At 39.1% G+C, this 21,591-nt stretch carries 20 protein-coding genes; 5 read left to right on the top strand and 15 right to left on the bottom strand.

Annotated features, from left to right (window positions below; genetic code table 11):
• Nucleotides 1–742: 742 nt before the first annotated feature.
• Nucleotides 743–1,171 carry a hypothetical protein gene (locus tag DD649_RS18390; protein WP_294110350.1) on the top strand — a complete coding sequence of 143 codons (429 nt, stop codon included), beginning with the start codon at nucleotides 743–745 and terminating at the stop codon, nucleotides 1,169–1,171.
• An 85-nt stretch (nucleotides 1,172–1,256) separates the two neighbouring features.
• Here DD649_RS18390 and DD649_RS18385 read toward each other — a convergent pair whose 3' ends face one another.
• The 7 genes from DD649_RS18385 to acs all read right to left on the bottom strand — a co-directional run bounded on the left by DD649_RS18385 (nucleotide 1,257) and on the right by acs (nucleotide 8,901).
• The gene (locus tag DD649_RS18385; RefSeq protein ID WP_294110348.1) at nucleotides 1,257–2,654 is read right to left on the bottom strand and encodes a 3-deoxy-7-phosphoheptulonate synthase class II; all 1,398 of its coding nucleotides are present in this window, start codon (nucleotides 2,652–2,654) and stop codon (nucleotides 1,257–1,259) included.
• Between the two features lie 43 nt (nucleotides 2,655–2,697).
• Nucleotides 2,698–3,096 (bottom strand): cupin domain-containing protein, encoded by a 399-nt coding sequence (locus DD649_RS18380; protein ID WP_294110346.1) that lies wholly within the window; start codon nucleotides 3,094–3,096, stop codon nucleotides 2,698–2,700.
• A 25-nt stretch (nucleotides 3,097–3,121) separates the two neighbouring features.
• A complete protein-coding gene (locus tag DD649_RS18375) occupies nucleotides 3,122–3,649 on the bottom strand; it encodes a prephenate dehydratase domain-containing protein (protein ID WP_294110344.1) in 528 nt (175 codons plus the stop codon).
• A gap of 26 nt (nucleotides 3,650–3,675) precedes the next feature.
• Entirely contained in the window at nucleotides 3,676–4,374 is a 699-nt protein-coding gene (locus DD649_RS18370; protein WP_294110341.1) for an RraA family protein, read from the bottom strand.
• Nucleotides 4,375–4,792: 418 nt separating this feature from the next.
• A complete protein-coding gene (gene actP, locus DD649_RS18365; protein WP_294110339.1) occupies nucleotides 4,793–6,442 on the bottom strand; it encodes a cation/acetate symporter ActP in 1,650 nt (549 codons plus the stop codon).
• Nucleotides 6,439–6,750: a DUF485 domain-containing protein gene (locus DD649_RS18360; RefSeq protein WP_336431029.1), complete on the bottom strand. Its 312-nt coding sequence runs from the start codon at nucleotides 6,748–6,750 to the stop codon at nucleotides 6,439–6,441. Before DD649_RS18360 ends, actP begins: the two co-directional genes overlap by 4 nt.
• Nucleotides 6,751–6,945: 195 nt before the next feature.
• Complete coding sequence (gene acs / locus DD649_RS18355) at nucleotides 6,946–8,901, bottom strand: acetate--CoA ligase (RefSeq protein ID WP_294110338.1); 1,956 nt, start codon at nucleotides 8,899–8,901, stop codon at nucleotides 6,946–6,948.
• 476 nt (nucleotides 8,902–9,377) lie between these two features.
• Here acs and sodA point away from each other — a divergent pair, with 476 nt between their 5' ends.
• Both sodA and yiiM read left to right on the top strand, forming a co-directional pair.
• A complete protein-coding gene (gene sodA, locus DD649_RS18345; protein ID WP_294110334.1) occupies nucleotides 9,378–10,004 on the top strand; it encodes a superoxide dismutase [Mn] in 627 nt (208 codons plus the stop codon).
• A gap of 144 nt (nucleotides 10,005–10,148) precedes the next feature.
• Entirely contained in the window at nucleotides 10,149–10,829 is a 681-nt protein-coding gene (gene yiiM / locus DD649_RS18340) for a 6-hydroxyaminopurine reductase (RefSeq protein WP_294110332.1), read from the top strand.
• Between the two features lie 17 nt (nucleotides 10,830–10,846).
• Here the strand turns inward: yiiM and DD649_RS18335 are convergent, their stop codons facing one another.
• Both DD649_RS18335 and DD649_RS18330 read right to left on the bottom strand, forming a co-directional pair.
• Nucleotides 10,847–12,496: an ABC transporter ATP-binding protein gene (locus DD649_RS18335; RefSeq protein WP_336431028.1), complete on the bottom strand. Its 1,650-nt coding sequence runs from the start codon at nucleotides 12,494–12,496 to the stop codon at nucleotides 10,847–10,849.
• Nucleotides 12,493–14,190 (bottom strand): ABC transporter ATP-binding protein, encoded by a 1,698-nt coding sequence (locus tag DD649_RS18330; RefSeq protein WP_336431027.1) that lies wholly within the window; start codon nucleotides 14,188–14,190, stop codon nucleotides 12,493–12,495. Before DD649_RS18330 ends, DD649_RS18335 begins: the two co-directional genes overlap by 4 nt.
• A 200-nt stretch (nucleotides 14,191–14,390) precedes the next feature.
• On the opposite strand from DD649_RS18330, the gene DD649_RS18325 reads away from it, so the two are divergent.
• Entirely contained in the window at nucleotides 14,391–15,296 is a 906-nt protein-coding gene (locus tag DD649_RS18325; protein WP_294110328.1) for a LysR substrate-binding domain-containing protein, read from the top strand.
• A gap of 49 nt (nucleotides 15,297–15,345) precedes the next feature.
• Here DD649_RS18325 and DD649_RS18320 read toward each other — a convergent pair whose 3' ends face one another.
• Nucleotides 15,346–16,221, bottom strand: a complete 876-nt coding sequence (locus DD649_RS18320; protein WP_294110326.1) for a pirin family protein — start codon at nucleotides 16,219–16,221, stop codon at nucleotides 15,346–15,348.
• A 266-nt stretch (nucleotides 16,222–16,487) separates the two neighbouring features.
• Between DD649_RS18320 and DD649_RS18315 the strand changes: the two genes are divergently transcribed.
• Nucleotides 16,488–17,165, top strand: a complete 678-nt coding sequence (locus tag DD649_RS18315; protein WP_294110324.1) for a hydrolase — start codon at nucleotides 16,488–16,490, stop codon at nucleotides 17,163–17,165.
• A 75-nt stretch (nucleotides 17,166–17,240) separates the two neighbouring features.
• Here DD649_RS18315 and trpS read toward each other — a convergent pair whose 3' ends face one another.
• The 5 genes from trpS to DD649_RS18290 form a co-directional block, all read right to left on the bottom strand.
• Nucleotides 17,241–18,284 carry a tryptophan--tRNA ligase gene (gene trpS / locus DD649_RS18310; RefSeq protein ID WP_294110322.1) on the bottom strand — a complete coding sequence of 348 codons (1,044 nt, stop codon included), beginning with the start codon at nucleotides 18,282–18,284 and terminating at the stop codon, nucleotides 17,241–17,243.
• A 21-nt stretch (nucleotides 18,285–18,305) separates the two neighbouring features.
• Entirely contained in the window at nucleotides 18,306–18,998 is a 693-nt protein-coding gene (locus DD649_RS18305) for a phosphoglycolate phosphatase (protein WP_294110320.1), read from the bottom strand.
• Complete coding sequence (rpe, locus tag DD649_RS18300; protein ID WP_294110317.1) at nucleotides 18,998–19,669, bottom strand: ribulose-phosphate 3-epimerase; 672 nt, start codon at nucleotides 19,667–19,669, stop codon at nucleotides 18,998–19,000. The genes DD649_RS18305 and rpe overlap by 1 nt, the downstream gene beginning before the upstream one ends.
• A gap of 15 nt (nucleotides 19,670–19,684) precedes the next feature.
• Nucleotides 19,685–20,587, bottom strand: coding sequence for an adenine-specific DNA-methyltransferase (dam, locus tag DD649_RS18295; RefSeq protein WP_294110315.1), 903 nt, complete (start codon nucleotides 20,585–20,587; stop codon nucleotides 19,685–19,687).
• Nucleotides 20,588–20,669: 82 nt separating this feature from the next.
• Nucleotides 20,670–21,575 (bottom strand): SPOR domain-containing protein, encoded by a 906-nt coding sequence (locus DD649_RS18290; protein ID WP_294110314.1) that lies wholly within the window; start codon nucleotides 21,573–21,575, stop codon nucleotides 20,670–20,672.
• Nucleotides 21,576–21,591 lie beyond the last annotated feature (16 nt).

The raw sequence follows: 21,591 nt of genomic DNA, 5'->3' as shown, positions 1-21,591 counted from the left end.
TGAAATTGGCTATGCACGCATTGTGAGTAACATTATAGCTGTGAATGGATTCGCCCAACATAAAGTAGTGAGTAACAGCTCACTTGGTGGAAGCAGTATGAGTTTTGTGCTTAGTTGTGTATTGATGATGAAGTTGGCTATGCTCACATTGTGAATAACATTATGGCTGTGAATGGATTCGCTCAACATAAAGTAGTGAGTAACAGCTCACTTAGTGGAAGAAGTGTGAGCATGCACTTAGCCAAGTATTGATGATAAAATTGGTCATGCCTGAAAATATTTTTTTATATTAATAATAATAATGATTCTGATATGCTCCATATACATTTACTTGTTGTATTTTCACTTAAATAATTTTGTTTTTATCTTCATTTAACACATTGAGTTTGGTCAATAAAATGCTTTTGGACTAACTAATGCTATGAATATCAATTAATAATAAGTTATTTATCTGTTTTGTAGATATACAATCACAGGTGTAATTGTTATAAATAGGTCTTTTTATGTTTCATAAAATAGATAAAAATTGTTAAATTGATGTTTCATTTAGTTGTGTTTATACTGCATATAGTGGTTTTTCTAAGCGATATTGTCATTTTATAAAGGGAATTTACTTATTGATAGTCTCATCAGTAGGATAAAATGAACACTATAAGCTGGAAAATAGACAAATGAGAAAGGTGCAAAAATTTTATCTTTTGTACTTATTATGAAGATTGTTTGTTTATCAAAGGTGGATAAAATGAAAAAAATAAAAAGCGCTAATCATCAAGTTTTTGACCAAATAGTATCTGTAAACAAACAGCAAGAAAATGAATTCAATAATGGGCAAGATGGTGCGATCATTCTGTCATTGCTCGTGATGTTTTTTGTGCCATTTTTATTACTAAATACAGTTAGAAATTTTCTTGCGATTGACTATAGCTTTAGTCTTGGCTTAGGTATGCTAGCTCTGAGCGCTATAGTTACTACTTTATTATATAAACAATTTAAAATTGGTTCTCGTTTTGCAGAAAAAGAGATTGTTTTAAGCCAACTACTATCGCGCTACATACCTAAGAATAAAGCTGAGTACCAGAAATTACGTGAAGAAAAGCAGACTGATCCTCAACATTTTTTTATGCTAGTTGATAATTGGGTTGAATCTGAAAGACAATATTATTCAAGATAATATTTAGCGTTAATTACTGTGTCTTATTTAGATATCCCCCGCCGATAATGGCAGGGGATTGAATTTTTTTAGTAATCACAATTTATTACTGCCAATTTTTACCAAAAAGATAAGCCAACTCAAGAGATTGCATTCTATTTAATCGTGGGTCACATAGAGTTTGATATTTATAGGAGATATCATTTCCTTGTATTTCTTGTAATCCTCCCGTGCATTCAGTGACGTCTTGTCCTGTCATTTCGAGATGTAATCCTCCTGGATGAATATGTGAAGCTTTGAGTATTGTTAAGAATTGTGTAACTTCATTATAAATATCGGAAAAATATCTAGTTTTATATCCATTTTCAGCACTCTTAGTATTACCATGCATTGGATCCACCATCCAAATTACAGGTGAGCCATGATATTTCACCGCCTCCAATAAAAGCGGTAGTTTCTCCTTGATAGCATCAACACCCATTCTGACAATAAGTATAATTTTACCCGCTTCCTGACTCGGATTAAGCTTACTTATTAGCTTAATGAGTGTATCTCCTGTCATTTTAGGCCCACATTTAATTCCTATTGGATTTTCTATGCCTCTAAGGTATTCAATATGTGCTTGATTGATATCTCGAGTACGTTCTCCAACCCACACCATATGTGCTGAGCAGTTATACCATTTGTTATCACTGGAATCCTTTCTTGTCATTGCTTCTTCATAAGGAAGAAGTAATGCTTCATGGCTGATGTAAATTGGTTTTGTCACATTCTCTTTATTGGAAAGATAATTGACTGTTTTATATAGCGCTTCAAGAAAGGAAATATAATGTGGCTGCTCCGTTGAACCCGGATACACTTTTATATTTAATTTATATTGATGCTCAGGAGACTCAGAGGTATTTATCGCTCTAATTAAATTTAGCGTTGCTGATGAGTAATGGTAGGCATTTAGCATTCTTTGCGGGTCAGGTGTACGGCTTTTTTCTGAAAAATCTAACCCATTGATAATCTCCCCTCGATAGCTAGGGAGCTCAATACCGTCTTTTATTTCAAATGAGTTACTACGAGGTTTGGCATATTGACCTGCAATTCTCCCAACTTTTATAATAGGCAGTTTAGTTGATTGATTTATTAAGCCAGACATTTGATTAAAGGTATAAATTAAATCTCGGATAATCGTGGATTTACAGCTATCAAAGGATTCTGCGCAGTCCCCACCTTGTAAGATAAATGCTTTACCTTCAGTAACAGCAGCTAGTGTCTTTTTGAAGCTTCTTATTTCAGAAGCAAGCACTAACGGAGGGTGATTCCTTAAACGTGTTTGAAAGTAATCTAAAGCGCATTTATCGGGGTATAGAGGGTCTTGCTCTATCGGAAACTCCGTCCAAGAGGATGGCTCCCATGAAGAGGGTTGAGTATTATTCGTGAAGGATTTATCTAGCTTCTTCGGAATATTATCATTTCTTCCTGTGATAACGTCATAGTCATAAGAAAGTAACATATCTTTTCCTTAATCTTGAGGCTACAAGTTTGGTTGTGAAGAGCTAGTTTTTTTGTTGAGAGGTGTTCAAATAGGTTTCAACAGAGCCATTTTGTCTTGCTAAATAGTCCTCTCTGACAGGTGTGTAAACATCAATAACTTCTGATGGCTCTAGCGCTTCGGCATCATGGGTTGCCCAAGACGGTATAATAAAAGAGTCTCCCGCATGTAAATAAACTGTTCGGCCATCGACTGTGAGTCTTAGGGAACCTTTTAATATTGTTGTTGCTGTTTCATGTTCATGAACATGTTCAGGAATGATTGCATTAGGTTTAAATGTCCAAAATGCGATAGTAAAACCTGTACCATGTATAAACTTGGCTTTTATTTTACTTTCCTCACCTTCGTTGCGGTGTAAATCCATATCGTAGGAGATCATTTCATTTGATAAATAAAGGCTCATTTTATTTCCTCACATTATTTCAGATTTAGTATATTTTAGAATGAATAGAAAAACCCATTGGAACGGGACCAAAGTCATGTAAAACGGTTAATTTATTTCGTTCAGCAGCTTTAAGCGTTGTAATACATGCATCAACAGTGCCATTTGCGCACTGTAACGCTGATTCACTATTTGAATTAAAAAGTATCGATTCTATTTTAGGATTTAAATTTTTTATTTCAGAAATTAAATCCTTTGGTGCGGGATGAGAACCGACTTTATTTATTTTATTTAAATCATTAAATCGGCTTGCAAATAACATGTTATGAGTGTCCATAACAAAACAATCCGTTAGTTTTAATAAGTTTAAATTTTTAAAAACTATATTGTGTAAGTAAGGGTAAACAATGCATCCAAGTAAAATACAATTATTATCTTTCTTTATTTTTTCTACAGCAACTTCTAAAGTTTCATGAAGGACAACATTACCAGTTAAATTTTTTTGTTTTAACCAAAAATGAGCCGCCTTTTCACAGTTTGTATCTTTAGGACCTAATGTATGGATGGTAAACATAGTGTTACCTCATAATAAGTATAAAATTATATTCTTCCTGTTTGATTGATTAGCTCGGGCAATCTTTGTCCTGACTTTATTTTTTCTAACATTGTATTTTCAGTGCTATTAATAATCATTGCTTCATCGATAACTTTATCGATTAAATTAAATGGGACAATGACAGTACCGTTTGGATCAGAAATAACCAGATCTCCTGTATAAATCGTGTTATCTTCAATTCGACAGCTAGTGCCTGTTTCACTTACATAGTAGGCGCCTTGTGTATCAGAAGGGGTAATGTTACTCGCAATAACAGGGATATCTAAATCTTTCAATTCATTAATATCCCTAACGGCGCCACCTAAAATAATGGCATTAAATCCGAGCTTTTGAAAATATGTACAGCTCATTCCACCCGCTAAAGCTGCGTGCTTAATTAAATCACCAGCACCTGCGATGTATATTAAACCTTCGGCTGATTTTAGCTCAGGTACCAAAAATTGACGGACTTGATCCCATGTTGATGGTTGCTTCTCTATAATGTTCTTACCTTTTTTAACTAATTTCCATTGAACAGTATAAGCTTGCCCAACAATGTAATAATTGTTCTTATTCAACGATGATAATTGATGAGATAAAACATCACCGGATTTTAACCCATCAAGTATATCTATAATTGTTGATGTGCTTATTTTTACCTTCTTTATTTCCTCTATTTTATTTGAATTTATTTTTTCAAACATAATGAATGCTTCCTTTTTTAAGTATTGGTTCTTAGTCGTTTAATTAATAGAAGTAAATATTAAAATGATCAAGGTTAAAAAAATATAATTAAATTAATAATTGTTAATTGTATGATAATGATGGGTATTTATAGATTAAAAACTATTTATATTTTTGTGATTTAAATTTTTATTTAATATAATATAGTTATGGCGATTAATGTTATTTTTAATTTATTAATAATCATATTAATTAAATATTGTTATTTATAATAATATTTATTGTTTCTACTTTATATGTGTTTAATTAAATAAAAAATAATTACACATGGTTAATGTGTAGGTGTTAGTGTTTATAAGTTCATAATAACGAGGGTGTTTTTATAAATAAAAAAACGACTCATTGAGTCGTTTTTTAAGAGTATGAGGAAAATAATTTTTAGTGTGATTTTCCCTTCTCGATACCTAAACCAATTTGAGAACGAACAAATTGCTCTCTGAAGCGTTCTTTTTCCATTCTTCCTTGTTCTGAATTATCAGTCACAGAGAACAGCCATGAAGCTGTGAATGCGACGATCATTGAGAATAATGCAGGATACTCATATGGGTAAATAGGTTTATCATGATGCAAAATACCAACCCAAATTGTGGGTCCTAAGATCATCAAAACAACCGCTGTTAACAGGCCTAACCAACCACCCGCTAATGCACCTCGTGTTGTCAGCTTGCGCCAATACATTGAAAGTAAAATAATTGGGAAGTTGCAGCTAGCTGCAATTGAGAATGCTAATCCAACCATGAAGGCGATATTTTGTTTTTCAAATAAAATACCCAGACCGATTGCAACAAAGCCTAAAATAACAACGGTAATTTTAGACACTCGGAGCTCATCTTTTTCATTTGCTTTACCATTTTTCATTGCCATAGCGTAAAGGTCATGAGATACCGCAGAAGCACCGGCAAGTGTGAGTCCTGCGACAACGGCGAGTATTGTGGCAAAAGCAACGGCAGAAATGAAACCTAAGAAGAAGTTACCACCAACCGCATCTGCAAGATGTACTGCGGCCATATTTGTTCCACCAATTAATGCGCCGGCTGCATCTTTAAAGGCCGGGTTTGAACCGACAAGCACAATAGCACCGAAACCAATAATGAAGGTTAATATGTAGAAGTAACCGATAAACCCAGTTGCATAAAATACACTCTTACGTGCTTCTTTTGCATCGCTCACAGTGAAGAATCGCATGATGATATGTGGTAAACCCGCAGTACCAAACATAAGAGCTAAACCAAGAGATAGCGCCGAGATAGGATCTGAAACTAATCCTCCTGGACTCATAATGGCGATACCATTTTTATGAACCGCAACAGCTTCTTTAAACAGGGTATTAAAGTTAAAGCCGACATGTTTCATGACCATGACTGCCATAAATGTCGCACCGGCTAGCAATAATATTGCTTTAATGATTTGCACCCATGTAGTGGCTAACATTCCACCAAACAAAACATATAGCACCATTAGAAAGCCAACGATAACGACAGCCACATGATAATTTAGGCCAAACAGTAATTCGATTAGCTTTCCAGCTCCAACCATCTGAGCAATTAAGTAGAGTGCGACAACAACCAATGACCCTACCGCAGATAGTATGCGTATAGGCCTTTGTTTTAATCGATATGAAGCTACGTCAGCAAAGGTATAACGGCCAAGGTTACGTAAACGCTCAGCGATGAGAAATAAGATAATAGGCCAGCCGATTAAAAAGCCAATGGAGTAAATAAGTCCATCGTATCCTGAGGTATAAACCAGTGCGGAAATACCTAGGAATGAAGCGGCAGACATAAAATCCCCCGCAATAGCCATACCATTTTGAAATCCTGTTATTTTCCCACCAGCGGTATAGTAATCAGAGCGCGAACGTGTTCTTTTTGATGCCCAATAGGTGATATAAAGCGTAAAACCGACGAACAATAAAAACATTATGATTGCTTGAATATTAACAGGTTGGCGCTCAACATCTCCGGTTAACGCATCTGCTGATGCGATTGATGAGGTGAAAAAGAGAGCGAGAGAGGGGAAGACTTTCATTTTTCTACCTCTTGTAAAATTTCAGCTGTTAAGCGGTCAAATTCACCGTTTGCTCGAATTACGTAGATCCCAGTTAGGACAAAAGAGATAACAATGAGGCCAACACCGACAGGAATGCCTCTTGTGATATAAGAACCTTCGGCTATAGGTGTGCCAAGCCAACTTGGGTCGAATGCGATGAGGAAAATAAAGCTAACATATAGCGCTAGCGTTATTGCTGATAATAGCCATGAAAAGCGACTACGTTTTCTAACCAGTTCTTTAAAGCGAGGGTTATTCTCTACCTTTTCGTAAGCAGTAGCATTCATCAGAGTTCTCCTCTGTTATACTCGTTATACTTCAAGTTGCAGCTTTGTTGGCTGCGCTCACTCACACGAGTCACATACTTGTGTATGCTCCTCGTGATTCGTTCGCTTGTCGCCTAGCTGCGCCTCGAATTATTTAGAGTAAACCATCTTGTTGGGATGTATGTAAGGCCGCCTCTATGAGTTGGCCTTTTGGCGTTATGACATACTCATTGATTGTTTTTCTTCGAGTAGTTTTTCGACTACACCCGGATCTGCCAGCGTGGAGGTATCTCCGAAATTACTGGTATCTCCTGATGCAATTTTACGTAGGATACGGCGCATAATTTTGCCGGAGCGAGTCTTAGGCAAAGAGTCAGTCCAGTGTAGAACATCAGGTGTTGCAATTGGGCCTATCTCTTTGCGCACCCAATTACGAACTTCGGTATAGAGTTCGGCGGAAGGTTCTGTTCCTGATATTAAAGTGACATAAGCATAGATAGCTTGCCCTTTGATATTATGAGGAATACCAACAACTGCGGCTTCAGCAACTTTTGGATGTGAAACGAGAGCAGATTCTATTTCCGCAGTCCCTAAGCGGTGTCCTGATATATTTAATACATCGTCCACACGCCCAGTTATCCAGAAGTAGCCATCTTCATCACGACGAGCACCATCACCACTAAAATACATTCCCTTAAAGGTAGAGAAGTAAGTTTGTTCGAATCTGTCATGGTCACCAAATAAGGTACGCGCTTGACCTGGCCATGAATCAATGATGACGAGGTTACCCTCTGCCGCACCTTCTAGCGGTTCTCCGAGGTTATCGACAATAGCTGGTCGAACACCAAAGAAAGGTAAGGTAGCTGAACCCGGTTTTAGCATGGTGGCACCCGGTAGTGGGGTTATCATGAAGCCACCAGTTTCAGTTTGCCACCATGTATCAACGACAGGGCAGCGGCTATCACCAATCTTTTTATAGAACCATTCCCAAGCTTCTGGGTTGATTGGTTCGCCAACGGAACCGAGGATACGCAGTGAACTACGGTCTGTTCCTTCAATCGCTTTATCACCTTCGGCCATAAGGGCTCGAATAGCGGTTGGCGCAGTATAAAGAATATTAACTTGGTGTTTATCTACAATCTGGCACATGCGATTGACTGAAGGGTAATTAGGTACACCCTCAAACATCACTGTTTTAGCGCCATTTGATAATGGGCCATACAGTAGGTAGCTGTGACCTGTGACCCAGCCGACATCAGCTGTACACCAGTAAACCTCACCTGAGTGATAATCAAAGGTATACTTGAATGTTAATGTTGCATAGACCAGATAGCCACCCGTGGTGTGTAATACACCTTTAGGTTTGCCTGTAGAGCCAGAAGTGTAGAGGATAAACAGAGGGTCTTCTGCATTCATTTCTTCTGGTGGGCAGTCTGCACTGACACCTTGAATAATGTCATGCCACCATAGGTCACGGCCTTCAACCCAGCTTGGTGAGTTTCCTGTACGGCGGTAAACGATAACATTTGAAACCGTGGTAACTTGTGGGTTTGTGAGGGCATCATCAACATTTTTCTTTAACGGGATTGCACGACCTGCGCGCAGCCCTTCGTCAGACGTGATGATAAGCTTAGCTTTACAGTCGATGACTCTGCCTGATACCGCTTCTGGTGAAAAACCTGCAAAAATGACAGTATGGATAGCTCCAATACGTGCACAAGCCAGCATTGCAACAGCAGCTTCAACAACCATTGGCATATAAATAGCGACGACATCACCTTTACGGATACCGTATTTTTTTAATACATTCGCAAACTGACTAACATCATGATGTAGTTCGCGATAAGTGACATGTTTTGATGATAATGGGTCATCACCTTCCCAAATAATCGCTGTTTGGTCACCTTTTTCAGCCAGATGGCGATCCAAGCAGTTAGCGCTTAAGTTTAAAGTACCATCTTCAAACCAACGGATATCAATATGTCCGGGGTCGAAAGAGGTGTTTTTGACACGGGTATACGGTTTTATCCAATTAACGATTTTTCCTTTTTCGCCCCAAAATCCTTCAGGGTCTTGAATCGAGCGTTGGTACTCATCGTTGTACTGTTGTTCGTTTATTAGGGCATTTTTAGCAATTGCAGTAGGAACTGGATGTTTAGTTATTTGAGTCATATTATTATCTCCTTGCAGATGTTAATACTATGTCAAAAAATAGTTAACTAAAGAGAAAAATAGATATTTGTTTTTCTTTTGAGCGGAAGATCACGTATTAATTGTAATCAGATTTTCAGGATTATCATTTGATGCTAAATGCAAATCTGAAGTTAAATGCTGAAAATATCAGATTATCTGGTTGTAAAGAAAATGAAATAGCTGGTGTATTGGTATTTGTTACTGAATTAGAGAGTAATGATAGCGGATGAGAAAGACCACAAAATTATTATGGATTTGATAATGATTTTCATTAACAGTAAAATAACTATAATGGTACTAATTCACAAGATGCGTAATTACGTAAGTGCATACCCTATTAGCCTTGTGTTGAAAATGAGAAGTTAAGGGTATGTACCCAAAATAGTTCGAGTTACAGGTAAGCTGCAACTTGGAGTAAGACGGGAAAATATTAATAAGTCACTGGAGACAATAATATGAGTTATACATTACCTGCTTTACCTTATGCTTATGATGCGCTGGAACCTCATTTTGACAAACAAACTATGGAAATCCACCATACAAAGCATCACCAGACTTATGTTACAAATACCAATACAGCATTAGAAAAATTACCTGAATTAGCAGGTTTAGATATTAATGTATTGATTCAAAAATTGGATCAAATCCCTGCTGATCAACGTACTTTTGTACGTAATAACGCAGGCGGCCATTCAAACCACACTTTCTTCTGGGATGGTTTGAAATTAGGTACTGAATTAAATGGCGAATTGAAAGCTGCGATTGAGCGTGATTTCGGTAGCGTAGATGCATTCAAAGAGACATTTGAGAAAGCTGCTGCAACACGTTTTGGTTCTGGTTGGGCATGGCTAGTACTTAAAGATGACGGCAAATTAGCTGTTGTATCAACTGCTAACCAAGACAGCCCGATTATGGGTGAAGCTATTTCTGGTGTATCAGGTTATCCAATCATTGGTTTAGATGTATGGGAACATGCATATTACCTGAAATTCCAAAATCGCCGTCCTGACTACATTAAGGCCTTCTGGTCAGTAGTGAATTGGGATGAAGCTGCAAAACGTTTTGCAGGAAAAACTAAATAATTTTGTTCAATTTTAATTGAATAATTTTGCAGGCATGATTTAAACCAAATCATGCCTGTTTTAATTTGGTCAATTATTGTTATATCTCATCGCATTCTTTATGATGGAAGCCCTTTGTGCTGACCTAAATAGAGACTAAAGCCAATGCAATTCCTTCCTCAAGTATTTATCGGCAAAATTCAATCAACGCAATCTTGTGGTCAAAGCGCTATTTATAAGCGAGAAGCGGATGGCTTATTGTCGTTAGGACAAATGGGGCTTGAAGGTGATGAGCAGGCGGAAAAACGTTTTCATGGTGGTCCCGATAGAGCATTGTGCCATTATCCAAGAGAACACTATGCTTTGTGGTTAAACGCTTACCCTGAACAGGAAGAGTTATTTATCCCACCTGCTTTTGGTGAAAATATATCAACAGAAGGTATGACAGAAGAAAGTGTATTTATTGGTGATATATTTGCTTGGGGTGATGCCCGTATTCAAGTGACCCAGCCCCGTTCCCCTTGTTATAAACTTAATGGCTTAACGGGGATCGAAAATTTTGCCCAAGTGATGCAAGAAACTGGGCGATGTGGTTGGTTATACCGAGTGATTAAAACCGGTAGTGTTAGCGCAAGCACACCCTTGAAGTTATTGAGTCGTAATAGTGATATTTCGGTACAAGAAGCGATTATGATAGCGTTCCATGCGCCTTATGATGAAGAGCTGTATCGTCGCCTTCTCAGTGCGGCTGGGTTATCGGCAAGTTGGAGTTTAACTATGCAAAATCGTTTGGATAATCGCTGTATTGAAGAATTTAGCCATCGTTTATTTGGTAAACGTGGCTAATATAATTCATATACTGTTCATGTATTGTGATGAATAAATTGTTGATACCAAGGGCTTCTATCCATAAGTTCGTAATGCGACCCTTGGTCAATTACCTTGCCATTTTCCATATAAATAATATGGTTAGCTTGTTGCGCAAACATGGGTTGATGAGTAACGATAATCCGAGTTTGCTGATGAGCTTCGCTGAGTAAATTAATAACTGAAGCAGTATTGATATAATCTAAGCTGGCGGTCGGTTCATCCATGAAAATAATATCAGGGTGACTTAAAAGTAGCCTTGCGATACATAAACGTTGTCTTTGCCCACCAGAAAGAGCCATACCTCCGGTTCCCACATCACTATCAAGTAGTTCATCATCTGCATCCATGTTGAGTCTTGATAGCATTATGGCTATCTGTCGGTCATCAATATTATTGATATGAAGAGATAAATTTTGCCGTAAGCTGCCACTAAATAGGCGGCTATCTTGAAAGAGTACACCTCGTTTTGCACAAAGTATTTGTTGGGATAGCTGGGTCACTTCTATGTTGCCGTAGCTTACAGTGCCTTGAGTGGGATCTTGTAAACGCGCTAATAAACTTAATAAGGTGCTTTTCCCCGCCCCTGATGGCCCGACGATAGCGGTCAATTCATTTTCTTTAAACGTTAACGTAATATTATTTAAAATTCTTTTTTTATCGTGGCTGTAATGGGATAGCGCATGACAACTCACTTGATTGCTTTCAGGATATCGAGATTCTTTCGGAAAAAAAAGTTCGTCTGTTTTAAGGGCTTGTTCTATTTGCGCTATGGCTTTTTTAGATTGGCGCAAGGCTTGGTCTAAATGGGACAATAGCCATAACGGTTCAATAAAACGAGCAAGTAATAGCATGCCCGCCAACCAGACATTCAGGCTAAGCGTGGTGTTATTTACTGAAAAAATACCCATCATGGATAGAGCACCAGCACAAAACAGACCAATAAAAATGATTTGAATCGATAATGAAAACAACAAATGAAAAGGAAGACTTTGGCGTTGTAGCTGTTTTTGGGTGTGATATTGGCTATTAAGCGCTAATTCTAGATTTTTTTGTTGGTTCTGGCTAACTCCAGCACGACGTATTAAAGGCTGGTGGGTTGCAAAATTATCAAGAGCACTAATAACTTCCTGTTGAGAAACATAAACTTTTTGCTCCGCACGAGCAATTTGTTTGGCGCAAAAACGCAATATAAAAAGCAGCGCTACACCAATAAGTAACAGTATTCCGCCAAAGACGAATTGATAAATTAATAAGCCAATAACGACAGTTAAGGGGGTGACGATACCACTGATGATCGGGTGTAATAAGTGTGCTGGGACTGACATGATTTGCGAGGCTGGACCTGATATTAGATGACTCGCAGCTTTGACGGGTTTTAATGATAGTGGTAAATGGCGAATTAGGGCAGCTGTTAAATAGCGCATTACCGTGCCACCTGCTAAATAGCCTTTTTGTGTTGCCATGAAAGTAACAGATAGTGCTGCCAAACTACTTATGGTGAGCAGTATTAATGAGGTATTATCACCCGCTGACCAATTGAGGATTACCGAGGCCAGCAGTAAACCACTTATCCCATCAAGTATTGCACCTAGTGTCATCCAAGCAATAGCGCCGCGAACGTTGTATAACAGTGTTTTAATCATTTATTTTCCTCTAAAGCACTTAGCAATTGCTGATATTGCAAACAGTGCTCAGAAAGCTGCTGATGCGTTCCTTGTGCAATTAATTCACCGTTATCTAATAAGAACACTTTATTGACTCGAGTTAAGCAATTTAAATCATGAGTAACGAGGACTCGAGTTCGTTCATCGGTTTCGAGTAATGTTAAAACACGTTGTGCATTTTGTGGATCAAGTGCTGATGTGGGTTCATCGAACAACAAAATGGGTGCGGGGGAAAGTAACGTCCGGGCAATGGCTAATCGTTGAGCTTCACCACCAGATAAATTGATATCTGTACCCACAATACTATCGATGTCTTTAGGGTGTTGTGCCAATATCGGTAATAAATTGAGTGCTTCGAGGTAATGATGAATATCCTCAGTAGTACTATGAGACGAAAAAAGCTGTAAATTATCACGTAGTGAGCAAGGTATCGGTTGGGTATTTTGCATCACAATAGAGATTTGTTGGTTAAGCCCGTTTAATGATAATTGAGGTAGAGTAACAGTGCCAAAGTGATTGTTATTGAGGGATATATTGCCATGAGTTGGGTCTAGAAAACGAGCCATTAACTGTAATAGTGTACTTTTCCCCGCGCCAGATAGCCCGACTATCGCAATAAACTCACCCTGTTCTATGTGTAAGTTAATATCTGATAATAAAATTTTACCTTGAAAAGCATAACTAAGATGCTCTATTTGTAGATCACAAGCTGTGGCGTTTAATGTTTTTTCGCCGTACTGCATTTCAGGAAGTTCAAGTAATTGCTCAATTCGTTGTGATGCACTAATTGCAAGATTGAGTGCATCACCGCCATGACCCATTGCTGCAACTGGCGCAGCTATGCTATGCATCAAGAGTATGAATAAGATAATTTGAGCAAGTGACGTGGGTTCTGGGAGAATCCATGCCCCTAAAATTACCCATAATGAGAGAAGTGTGGTGCTAATACCAAGTTGTGTTAATGCGCTAAGTGCACCTATTTTACTTATCCAACGTTCAAAAGCTTGTTGAAAAGAAATCAGCGCTAGAGTCACCGTTTTTTGAATTGATTTTTCCGGGAATTGCCTTGCGAGTAACGGGTTATCAGCCAGTTCAGCATAATGTTCATAAAGATGGGCTATCGTTTCATTACGTGCGCTGTATAGCGCTTGGTAACGTGGCGACTGCATCATTTTAAACAAATAAATAGAGGTTGCTAGAGGTAGCAAACAAAACAGTAATAATAAGCCGTTTTGAAATAATAAAATTAAAGCTGCGGTGATGGGGACAACGATAAGTTGTACAATATCGGCAGGGGCATGTGCTGTGAGTTGGTGGAGTGCGCGAACATCTCGTTCAATAACTTGTTGAACGCCGTCTTTTCCATGCTGAGTAAAATGATTTAATGGAAGTTTACCCAGTTTATTCAGTAGCTTTAGGCGTAAATGGTAGCAAAGGCGGTTATCTGTTTGATGTGTTAAGTAGAGCGCAAGAGTTTGGCCAACTAACCATATTAATCCACCAATAAAGGCAATGATCATCCAATAATAATATTGCTCAATAGGTGCAACGGCGATTTGGCTGATGGCAATCCAAGGGATTAGTGAGCTGATGCCTGCTATCGCTTGTAATATGACGGCAAAAGCTAAAATAAAACGGTAAGGGCGAAATAATGCCCATAATGCGCGATACATACCAAACCTCCATAGAGAATCTTTTACTGTAGTTTATTTCCTTTAGTAATAGGGATTTAGTTGTTTTGACAACGGGACTATTTGTTTTGATAGCAGGTAGGGTAAAGTGAAATATCGATGATTAGGGATGCTTTGCCAATTTTTAAGTAATATAGAGTTATAACATTTTTCATTATGTTGTATTTAAGTGAGAAAACGGTATGCAATATGATTTAAACGATCTGTATTATTATGTGAAAGTGGTGGAGCATGGTGGCTTTTCTCAAGCGGGACTAGCTCTTGGGATACCAAAATCAAAGCTCAGTCGGCGTATTGCAGACTTAGAGCAAAAACTGAAAGTATCATTGATTTACCGCTCGACTCGCCAATTTCATGTCACTGAAATTGGGCAAGTTTTCTATCAACAATGTAAAAATGTAGTGGATGAAGCGGAAATTGCGCATGAACTTATTTGTTCAGTACAAACACATCCTAAAGGAACAATTAAGTTATCGTGCCCTGTTGCTTTATTGCAAGTTTATCTTAATGATTTACTTATTGATTTTATGGTTAAGTATCCTGATATTAATATTCAAATCTTAGCCGTTAACCGCCCTGTTGATGTGATTAGTGAAGGTCTTGATTTAGCGTTGCGGGTGCGATCATTACCGCTAGATGACTCTGGGTTGATGATGAAAGTATTGGGGTATTCACGCAGAATATTAGTGGCCAGTCCATCGCTCTTTCGTGAACAAGGTGCGCCAAAAGATCCTGAAGCGCTGGTGGATTATCCAATACTTGCTAATACAGAGCACTCGCAAAATTATACACTGACGCTTAAAAATAGTGAGGCATTGAGTTTTACTCAACACTTCACACCAAAACTTGCCACAACCGATGTGTTGACGTTGTACCGAGCAGCGTTAAAAGGGATCGGAATTGCAAGATTGCCTTATGGTGTGGTAGAAAAAGATTTAAATTCGGGGGAGCTGGTTGAGGTATTACCCCTCTGGCATTTCCCTGAAGATATTATTCATGCGGTATACCCATCACGTAAAGGGCTATTGCCATCTGTTCAGCTTTTATTAAGTTATTTAGCAGAAAATATCTCATTAGCCGTGAAATAAAAAATTCCCCGATAGGCAAGCCCATGGGGAATTTTTCGTATAGTAAAATCTAATGAGCGGCTGGAATATGACCAAACTTACCATTATTGAAGTCATTAACGGCTTCAGTGATTTCTTTTTCGCTATTCATGACGAACGGGCCGTAACCGACTACCGGCTCATCAATAGGATCACCACTTAAAAACAGCACTAATGCATCCTCTGTGGCTTCGAGTATGATATTGCTATCGCTGTTATCAAGGATCATTAATTCCCCCTCACTCAAGCTGGCATTGCCATCAACAAACAATGAACCGCGTAGCATGACCAAGCCGACGTGGCGACCTGCTTTGGTCTGTAAGCCAACAGTTTTGCCTTTATTCAGTTGTAAATCCCATACATCCATCGCGGTAAAGGTTCGTGCGGCGCCCTTGTTACCTAGATAGTCACCTGCAATAACGCGTAATGTTCCTGCTTCATTCGGTAAGGCAATATTGGGAATATTATTACTTTGCAGTAATTGATATCCCGGCGCTGCTGATTTATCTTTTGCGGGTAAGTTGACCCACAATTGCACCATATCTAAAGTACCGCCATTTTTCATAAAGCGATCAGATTGATACTCTTGGTGTAAAATACCGGATGCTGCTGTCATCCACTGCACATCACCAGGGCCGATAACCCCACCTTTTCCTGTTGAGTCATGGTGAGCAACTTCGCCATCATAAACAATAGTGACGGTTTCAAAACCTCTATGTGGGTGCTCACCAACCCCTCTATTTGGAGCATCTGAGCTTGGAAAATTAAACGGTCCAGCTCTATCCAGTAGGATAAATGGGTTAAGGTATTTCCCATGATTACTATAAGTAAACATTGAACGAACGGGAAAACCATCGCCGACCCAATGGCTACGAGGGGATTTATAGATACCTATGATTTTTTTCATGGTCTTACTCCTAATTCTATTTTGATGAACGAATAATAAGGGAGTAAATGTTTAAGCAGTAGTGGCAAAAATAGGTTTCATTGTTGCAAAGATAGAACAATGTTAGGGCGACATATTGTTCTATAAATAGGATAGTGTTTATCAAAAGCTGGACTACTCAGCCAAAAAAGGATGCATTAATCTAGATTTTAAGAAAATGAGCCGTTCAGTGTTCTATTTTCTAACTTAAATAGGTTTAATTATTTCATCGGTTGAGAGGTATTATCATGAGTATTCCTGCAAATTTTAATGGTCAGCGCCCTGTTATTAATCCAGATGATGCCGTTATGTTATTAATCGATCATCAAAGTGGTTTATTTCAAACGGTTGGTGATATGCCAATGACTGAATTACGTGCCAGAGCTTCCGTTTTAGCTAAGATGGCATCATTAGCGAAGCTCCCTGTTATTACAACTGCATCTGTTCCTCAAGGTCCTAATGGTCCATTAATCCCAGAGATACACCAAAATGCGCCACATGCACAATATATTGCTCGTCGTGGTGAAATTAACGCATGGGATAACCCTGAATTTGTGGCTGCGGTTAAAGCGACGGGTAAAAAACAACTCATTATAGCGGGAACAATTACTAGCGTTTGTATGGCGTTTCCTGCTATCAGTGCGGTTGCAGATGGTTATCAAGTATTTGTTGTTATTGATGCATCAGGAACTTACAGTAAGATGGCTCAAGAGATTACTTTAGCTCGTGTCGTTCAAGCTGGTGTTGTACCAATGGATACCGCTGCGGTTGCCTCTGAATTACAAAAAACATGGAACCGTGACGATGCAGGTGAATGGGCTGACGCTTACACTAAAATATTTCCTGCTTATCAGTTGCTTATTGAGAGCTATGGCAAAGCGCAAGAAGTTCTCAAAAATAATGAGCTATTAGATTCACAGCGCTAACTAGTTTAATTAATATATTACAGATATAAAAATGGGGAATGATTTCCCCATTTTTATTGTTTGGTGATGGGCTAATTATAACTGTGGGCGTTTTACAAACCCGATAGCATCATACACTTTATCAAGGGTTTCTTGAGCACGCGCAGCTGCTTTAGTTGCGCCGTCGTCCATAATTTTATTTAACAGAGCTTCATCATTACGGAAGGTGTTATAACGTTCTTGTAATGTGGTTAGCATGCTGACGACGGCATCGGCAACGGCACCTTTTAGATGACCGTACATTTGCCCTTCAAACTCAGCTTCAAGCTCGGCAATCTTTTTACCTGTCACACCAGACAAAATATCCAGTAGATTAGAGACCCCTGCTTTATTTTCGATATCATAGATAACACGAGGTGGCTCTTCAGAGTCAGTCATCGCGCGTTTGATTTTCTTCATTGCGGCTTTTGGGTCTTCTAATAGCTCGATAACGTTGTTACGGTTTTCATCGGACTTAGACATTTTTTTGGTTGGATCTTGAAGAGCCATAACACGAGCACCACCACCCGTTGGAATGAATGGCTCTGGTACAGTGAAAATGTCACCATAGATAGCATTAAAACGTTGGGCAATATCACGGCTCAATTCAAGGTGTTGTTTTTGGTCGATACCAACAGGGACTTGATTGGTTTGATAAATCAGAATATCTGCGGCCATTAATACGGGATAGTCAAATAAACCGGCATTAATATTTTCAGAGTGACTCGCGGATTTATCTTTAAACTGCGTCATACGGCTGAGTTCACCAAAATAGGTATAGCAGTTTAGCGCCCAGCTAAGTTGTGCATGTTGCGGCACGTGAGATTGGACGAAAATTGTACTTTTTTTCGGATCAATGCCACAAGCAAGATAGAGAGCTAAGGTATCGAGAGTTCTTTTACGCAAATTGTCAGGGTCTTGACGCACCGTGATTGCGTGTTGGTCTACGATACAGTAAATGCAGTCGTAATCGTCTTGCATTTGCACCCACTGACGTAATGCACCCATATAGTTACCGATGGTTAATTCACCGGAAGGCTGTGCGCCGCTGAATACAATAGGTTTTTGGGATTGCTTTAGTTGTTCAATGGGAGTACTCATCTCTCTTACTATCCTTTTTAATTATTTTATTTCAGCTAAGCCAATCGTAGGCAAAAGGTCTGAAAAGTTTGTTAATACGCAATCAGGCTCACTTAGTGCAATAGATTCACCATAGTTATAGCCATAGGTCAGCCCAACACTTGGGCAGCCAGCACTTTGCGCTGCAATAATATCATTACGGGAATCACCGACAAAAAGCAATTCTTCTTTGTGCAAACCAAATTGTCCCATGACAAGATAAAGTGGGGCAGGGTGTGGCTTGAGCACTTTGACATCATTTCCACCTAGTACCAGTGAGAAATAATGATCTATAGCTAATTCCTTTAATAACGGCGCGATAAACGGCGTCGGTTTATTGGTAACAATAGCCATCGGTAAGTGATTTTGAGCCAGTATGTCGAGAGTTTCTTTCACTTGAGGGAACAATTCGCTACCAGTCGTGACTGAAATCGCATAATACTTAGCAAAGCTTTCACGAGCTGTTTTTTGTAATTCAGCTGAGATAGTAGCGCCTGCCCATGTGAGGGCTCTATCGACTAAAACATCGCCACCATTGCCAACCCAAATAGAAACACGTTCTTTACCCGCAGGTGAAAATCCATGTTCTTCAAGCATTTTGTCGATGGCTTCAGTTAAGCCACCGGCGCTGTCAACAAGGGTTCCATCTAAATCAAAAGCGATAGCTTTAATATTTTCTAAAACAACTTGTGTCATTACGAGACCTTTTCTAATTCTTTGCGCATGGCATCGATGACAGTTTTGTAGTCAGGTTGATCAAAGATAGCTGAACCTGCAACGAATGTATCTGCACCCGCGGCTGCAATTTCTGCGATATTATTGACCTTGACCCCGCCATCAACTTCGAGACGAATATCATAACCACTTTCGTCAATTAGTTTACGAACTTGGCGCAATTTATTCAGTGTTTGTGGAATAAAGGATTGACCGCCGAAACCAGGGTTAACTGACATCAGTAAGATCATATCGACTTTATCCATCACATATTCAAGATAGCTTAACGGCGTCGCTGGGTTAAAAACTAGTCCGGCGGTACAACCATGTTCTCTAATCAACTGAAGCGATCTATCGATGTGTTCACTGGCTTCTGGGTGAAAGCTGATATGGTTTGCACCTGCTTTAGCGAAATCAGGAATGATCCTGTCGACAGGTTTAACCATTAAGTGAATATCAATGGGGGCTGTGATGCCATAGTCACGCAGTGCTTTACAGATAGGTGCACCAAAAGTCAGATTTGGGACATAGTGGTTATCCATAACGTCAAAATGAACAATATCTGCGCCGGCAGCGAGGACTTTTGCAGTATCTTCGCCTAAACGAGCAAAGTCAGCAGATAAAATAGATGGGGCAATGAGAAAATCTTTCATTATTGTCTCCGATTATTAATCGTTATCTGTGAGCCATTGTGTGCTAAGAGCAAGGTCTTGGGTTGCTAGAACGTCAGTTTTACTAGGAGAAAGAGTATTTAGTTCTCCCGCATAGAGTGCCAATATTTCATTGACCTTAGCGCGATTTAATATGTTTCTACTAATGGTTCGGCGTACTTTTACAATGTGTAACTGTGCTTGATGATACCACTCTCGCGTAAGCGGGGTATCGTGATTTGAGATAAGAACTGGAATTTTGCTTTCAGATGATAATTTTCTAGCTAAAAAGGCCAAATTTTGTTGGTCTTGAGTATTAAACGAATTGGTATGATAAGCCGTAAAATTGGCAGTCTCTGACAGCGGTGCATACGGAGGATCACAGTAAATGACTGAGCCTTCTTTTGCATTGAGCAGTGTTTCATTATAGTGCTGAGTAACCATAATGGCGTTTTGCGATTTTTCAGCAAACCACAGCAACTCATCTTTTGGAAAATAAGGTTTTTTATAACGGCCAAAAGGAACGTTAAATTCGCCACGTGAATTATAACGACATAATCCATTATAACAGTGACGATTTAAGTACAGAAAAAGGATACTGCGTTTTTCTGTGTCGGTCGATTTATTAAATGCTTCACGCATCAAGTAATACTGTTCTGAAGTGTTGAATTCAGGTGTAAAAATCCGTTGTGCTTCATCAATAAAGAAATCAGTACGATATTTTACCGTATTATAGAGGTTGATGAGGTCACTGTTGATATCTGCCAGTACGTAAGAATCATAGCTGGTGTTTAAAAACACTGAACCTGCACCGACAAAGGGCTCGATTAAACAATCACCTTGTGGAAGATGTCTTTTAATATCTTCCACAAGAGGGTACTTACCCCCAGCCCATTTTAAAAAAGCACGTTTTTTCTTCATGTCGTCTTATAATTACAATCGTTTAGAGTAACTACACACATACTCTGTCAGGACAACACAATGCGCCCGGGGGAAAACGTTGTTATTTTTGATCCTGTTTAACTTGTTTCATATTTCTGACCCACGGTTTCTTCGCTTGAATTGCGGCTGGTAAGGTTGCAATTGCATTTTTAGCATCACTCACGGAGCTATAATTACCATAAATTAGGACATACCAAGTTTGTCCATTACGAATGGTTTTGTACACTTTATAGTTAGCAAGTTTATTGTCTTTTGCGAAGGCTTCGAGCGTATCAGAACGGCTTGCACTACTTAATTGTAGTGTATAGCTTCCGGCAGGAGCCGCCATTAAGTTTCCACTTTGGGTATTACTTGCCGTTGTTGACTTAGCGGGTGGCTTTGTTTGAGCTTGTGGCTTAGTTTCAACGGTTTTCGGTGGTGTTCTTTCTGGTGTAACCGGTTTTGTCACCGGCTGTTGCTCTACAGGTTTAACCTGTGGTGGCGTTAGTGGCGTGACATTTTGTGGTTGTGTAGTTGCTGTACCTTGGGTCGGAGTTTGACCTTGGTTAAGGGCATCAACAACATCACCTGGAATTTCAATTCGCTCACCAAGGCCTGTTTGTTGTGGCTGTAGCTCACCTTGTGTTGGCGCTGGGCTAACTTGTGGTCCGTTTATTTCTTGAGCTTGGCCTGGTTGAGTCTGGCTTTGAGAGTTAGTCAAAGAAGATGAGCCAGATAAATCAATATTACGTTCATTTGCACTATCAGTTTGCAATTTTTCGTGCTCAGTCGGTGCTTTTAAGGCTGAGCTAATGGCAATAATTAAGAGTAATAGCACAAGTACACCGACACCAATCATAATGTGTTGGCGAGATAGCGCTATTTTAGGCTTTGTAGGTGTAGATTGGCGTGAGCGCCCTGTTGGTCTATCTGATGAATCAGGCCTTAGATCATTTTGACCCTGATTATCTGGTTTAAATTCGTCCATTTTCCTCTCCCGAATA

This window comes from Providencia sp., assembly GCF_003533305.1.
GTDB lineage: Bacteria > Pseudomonadota > Gammaproteobacteria > Enterobacterales > Enterobacteriaceae > Providencia.
The sequence above is the reverse complement of the archived record's forward strand: the minus strand, read 5'-3'. Positions and strand labels throughout refer to the sequence as shown.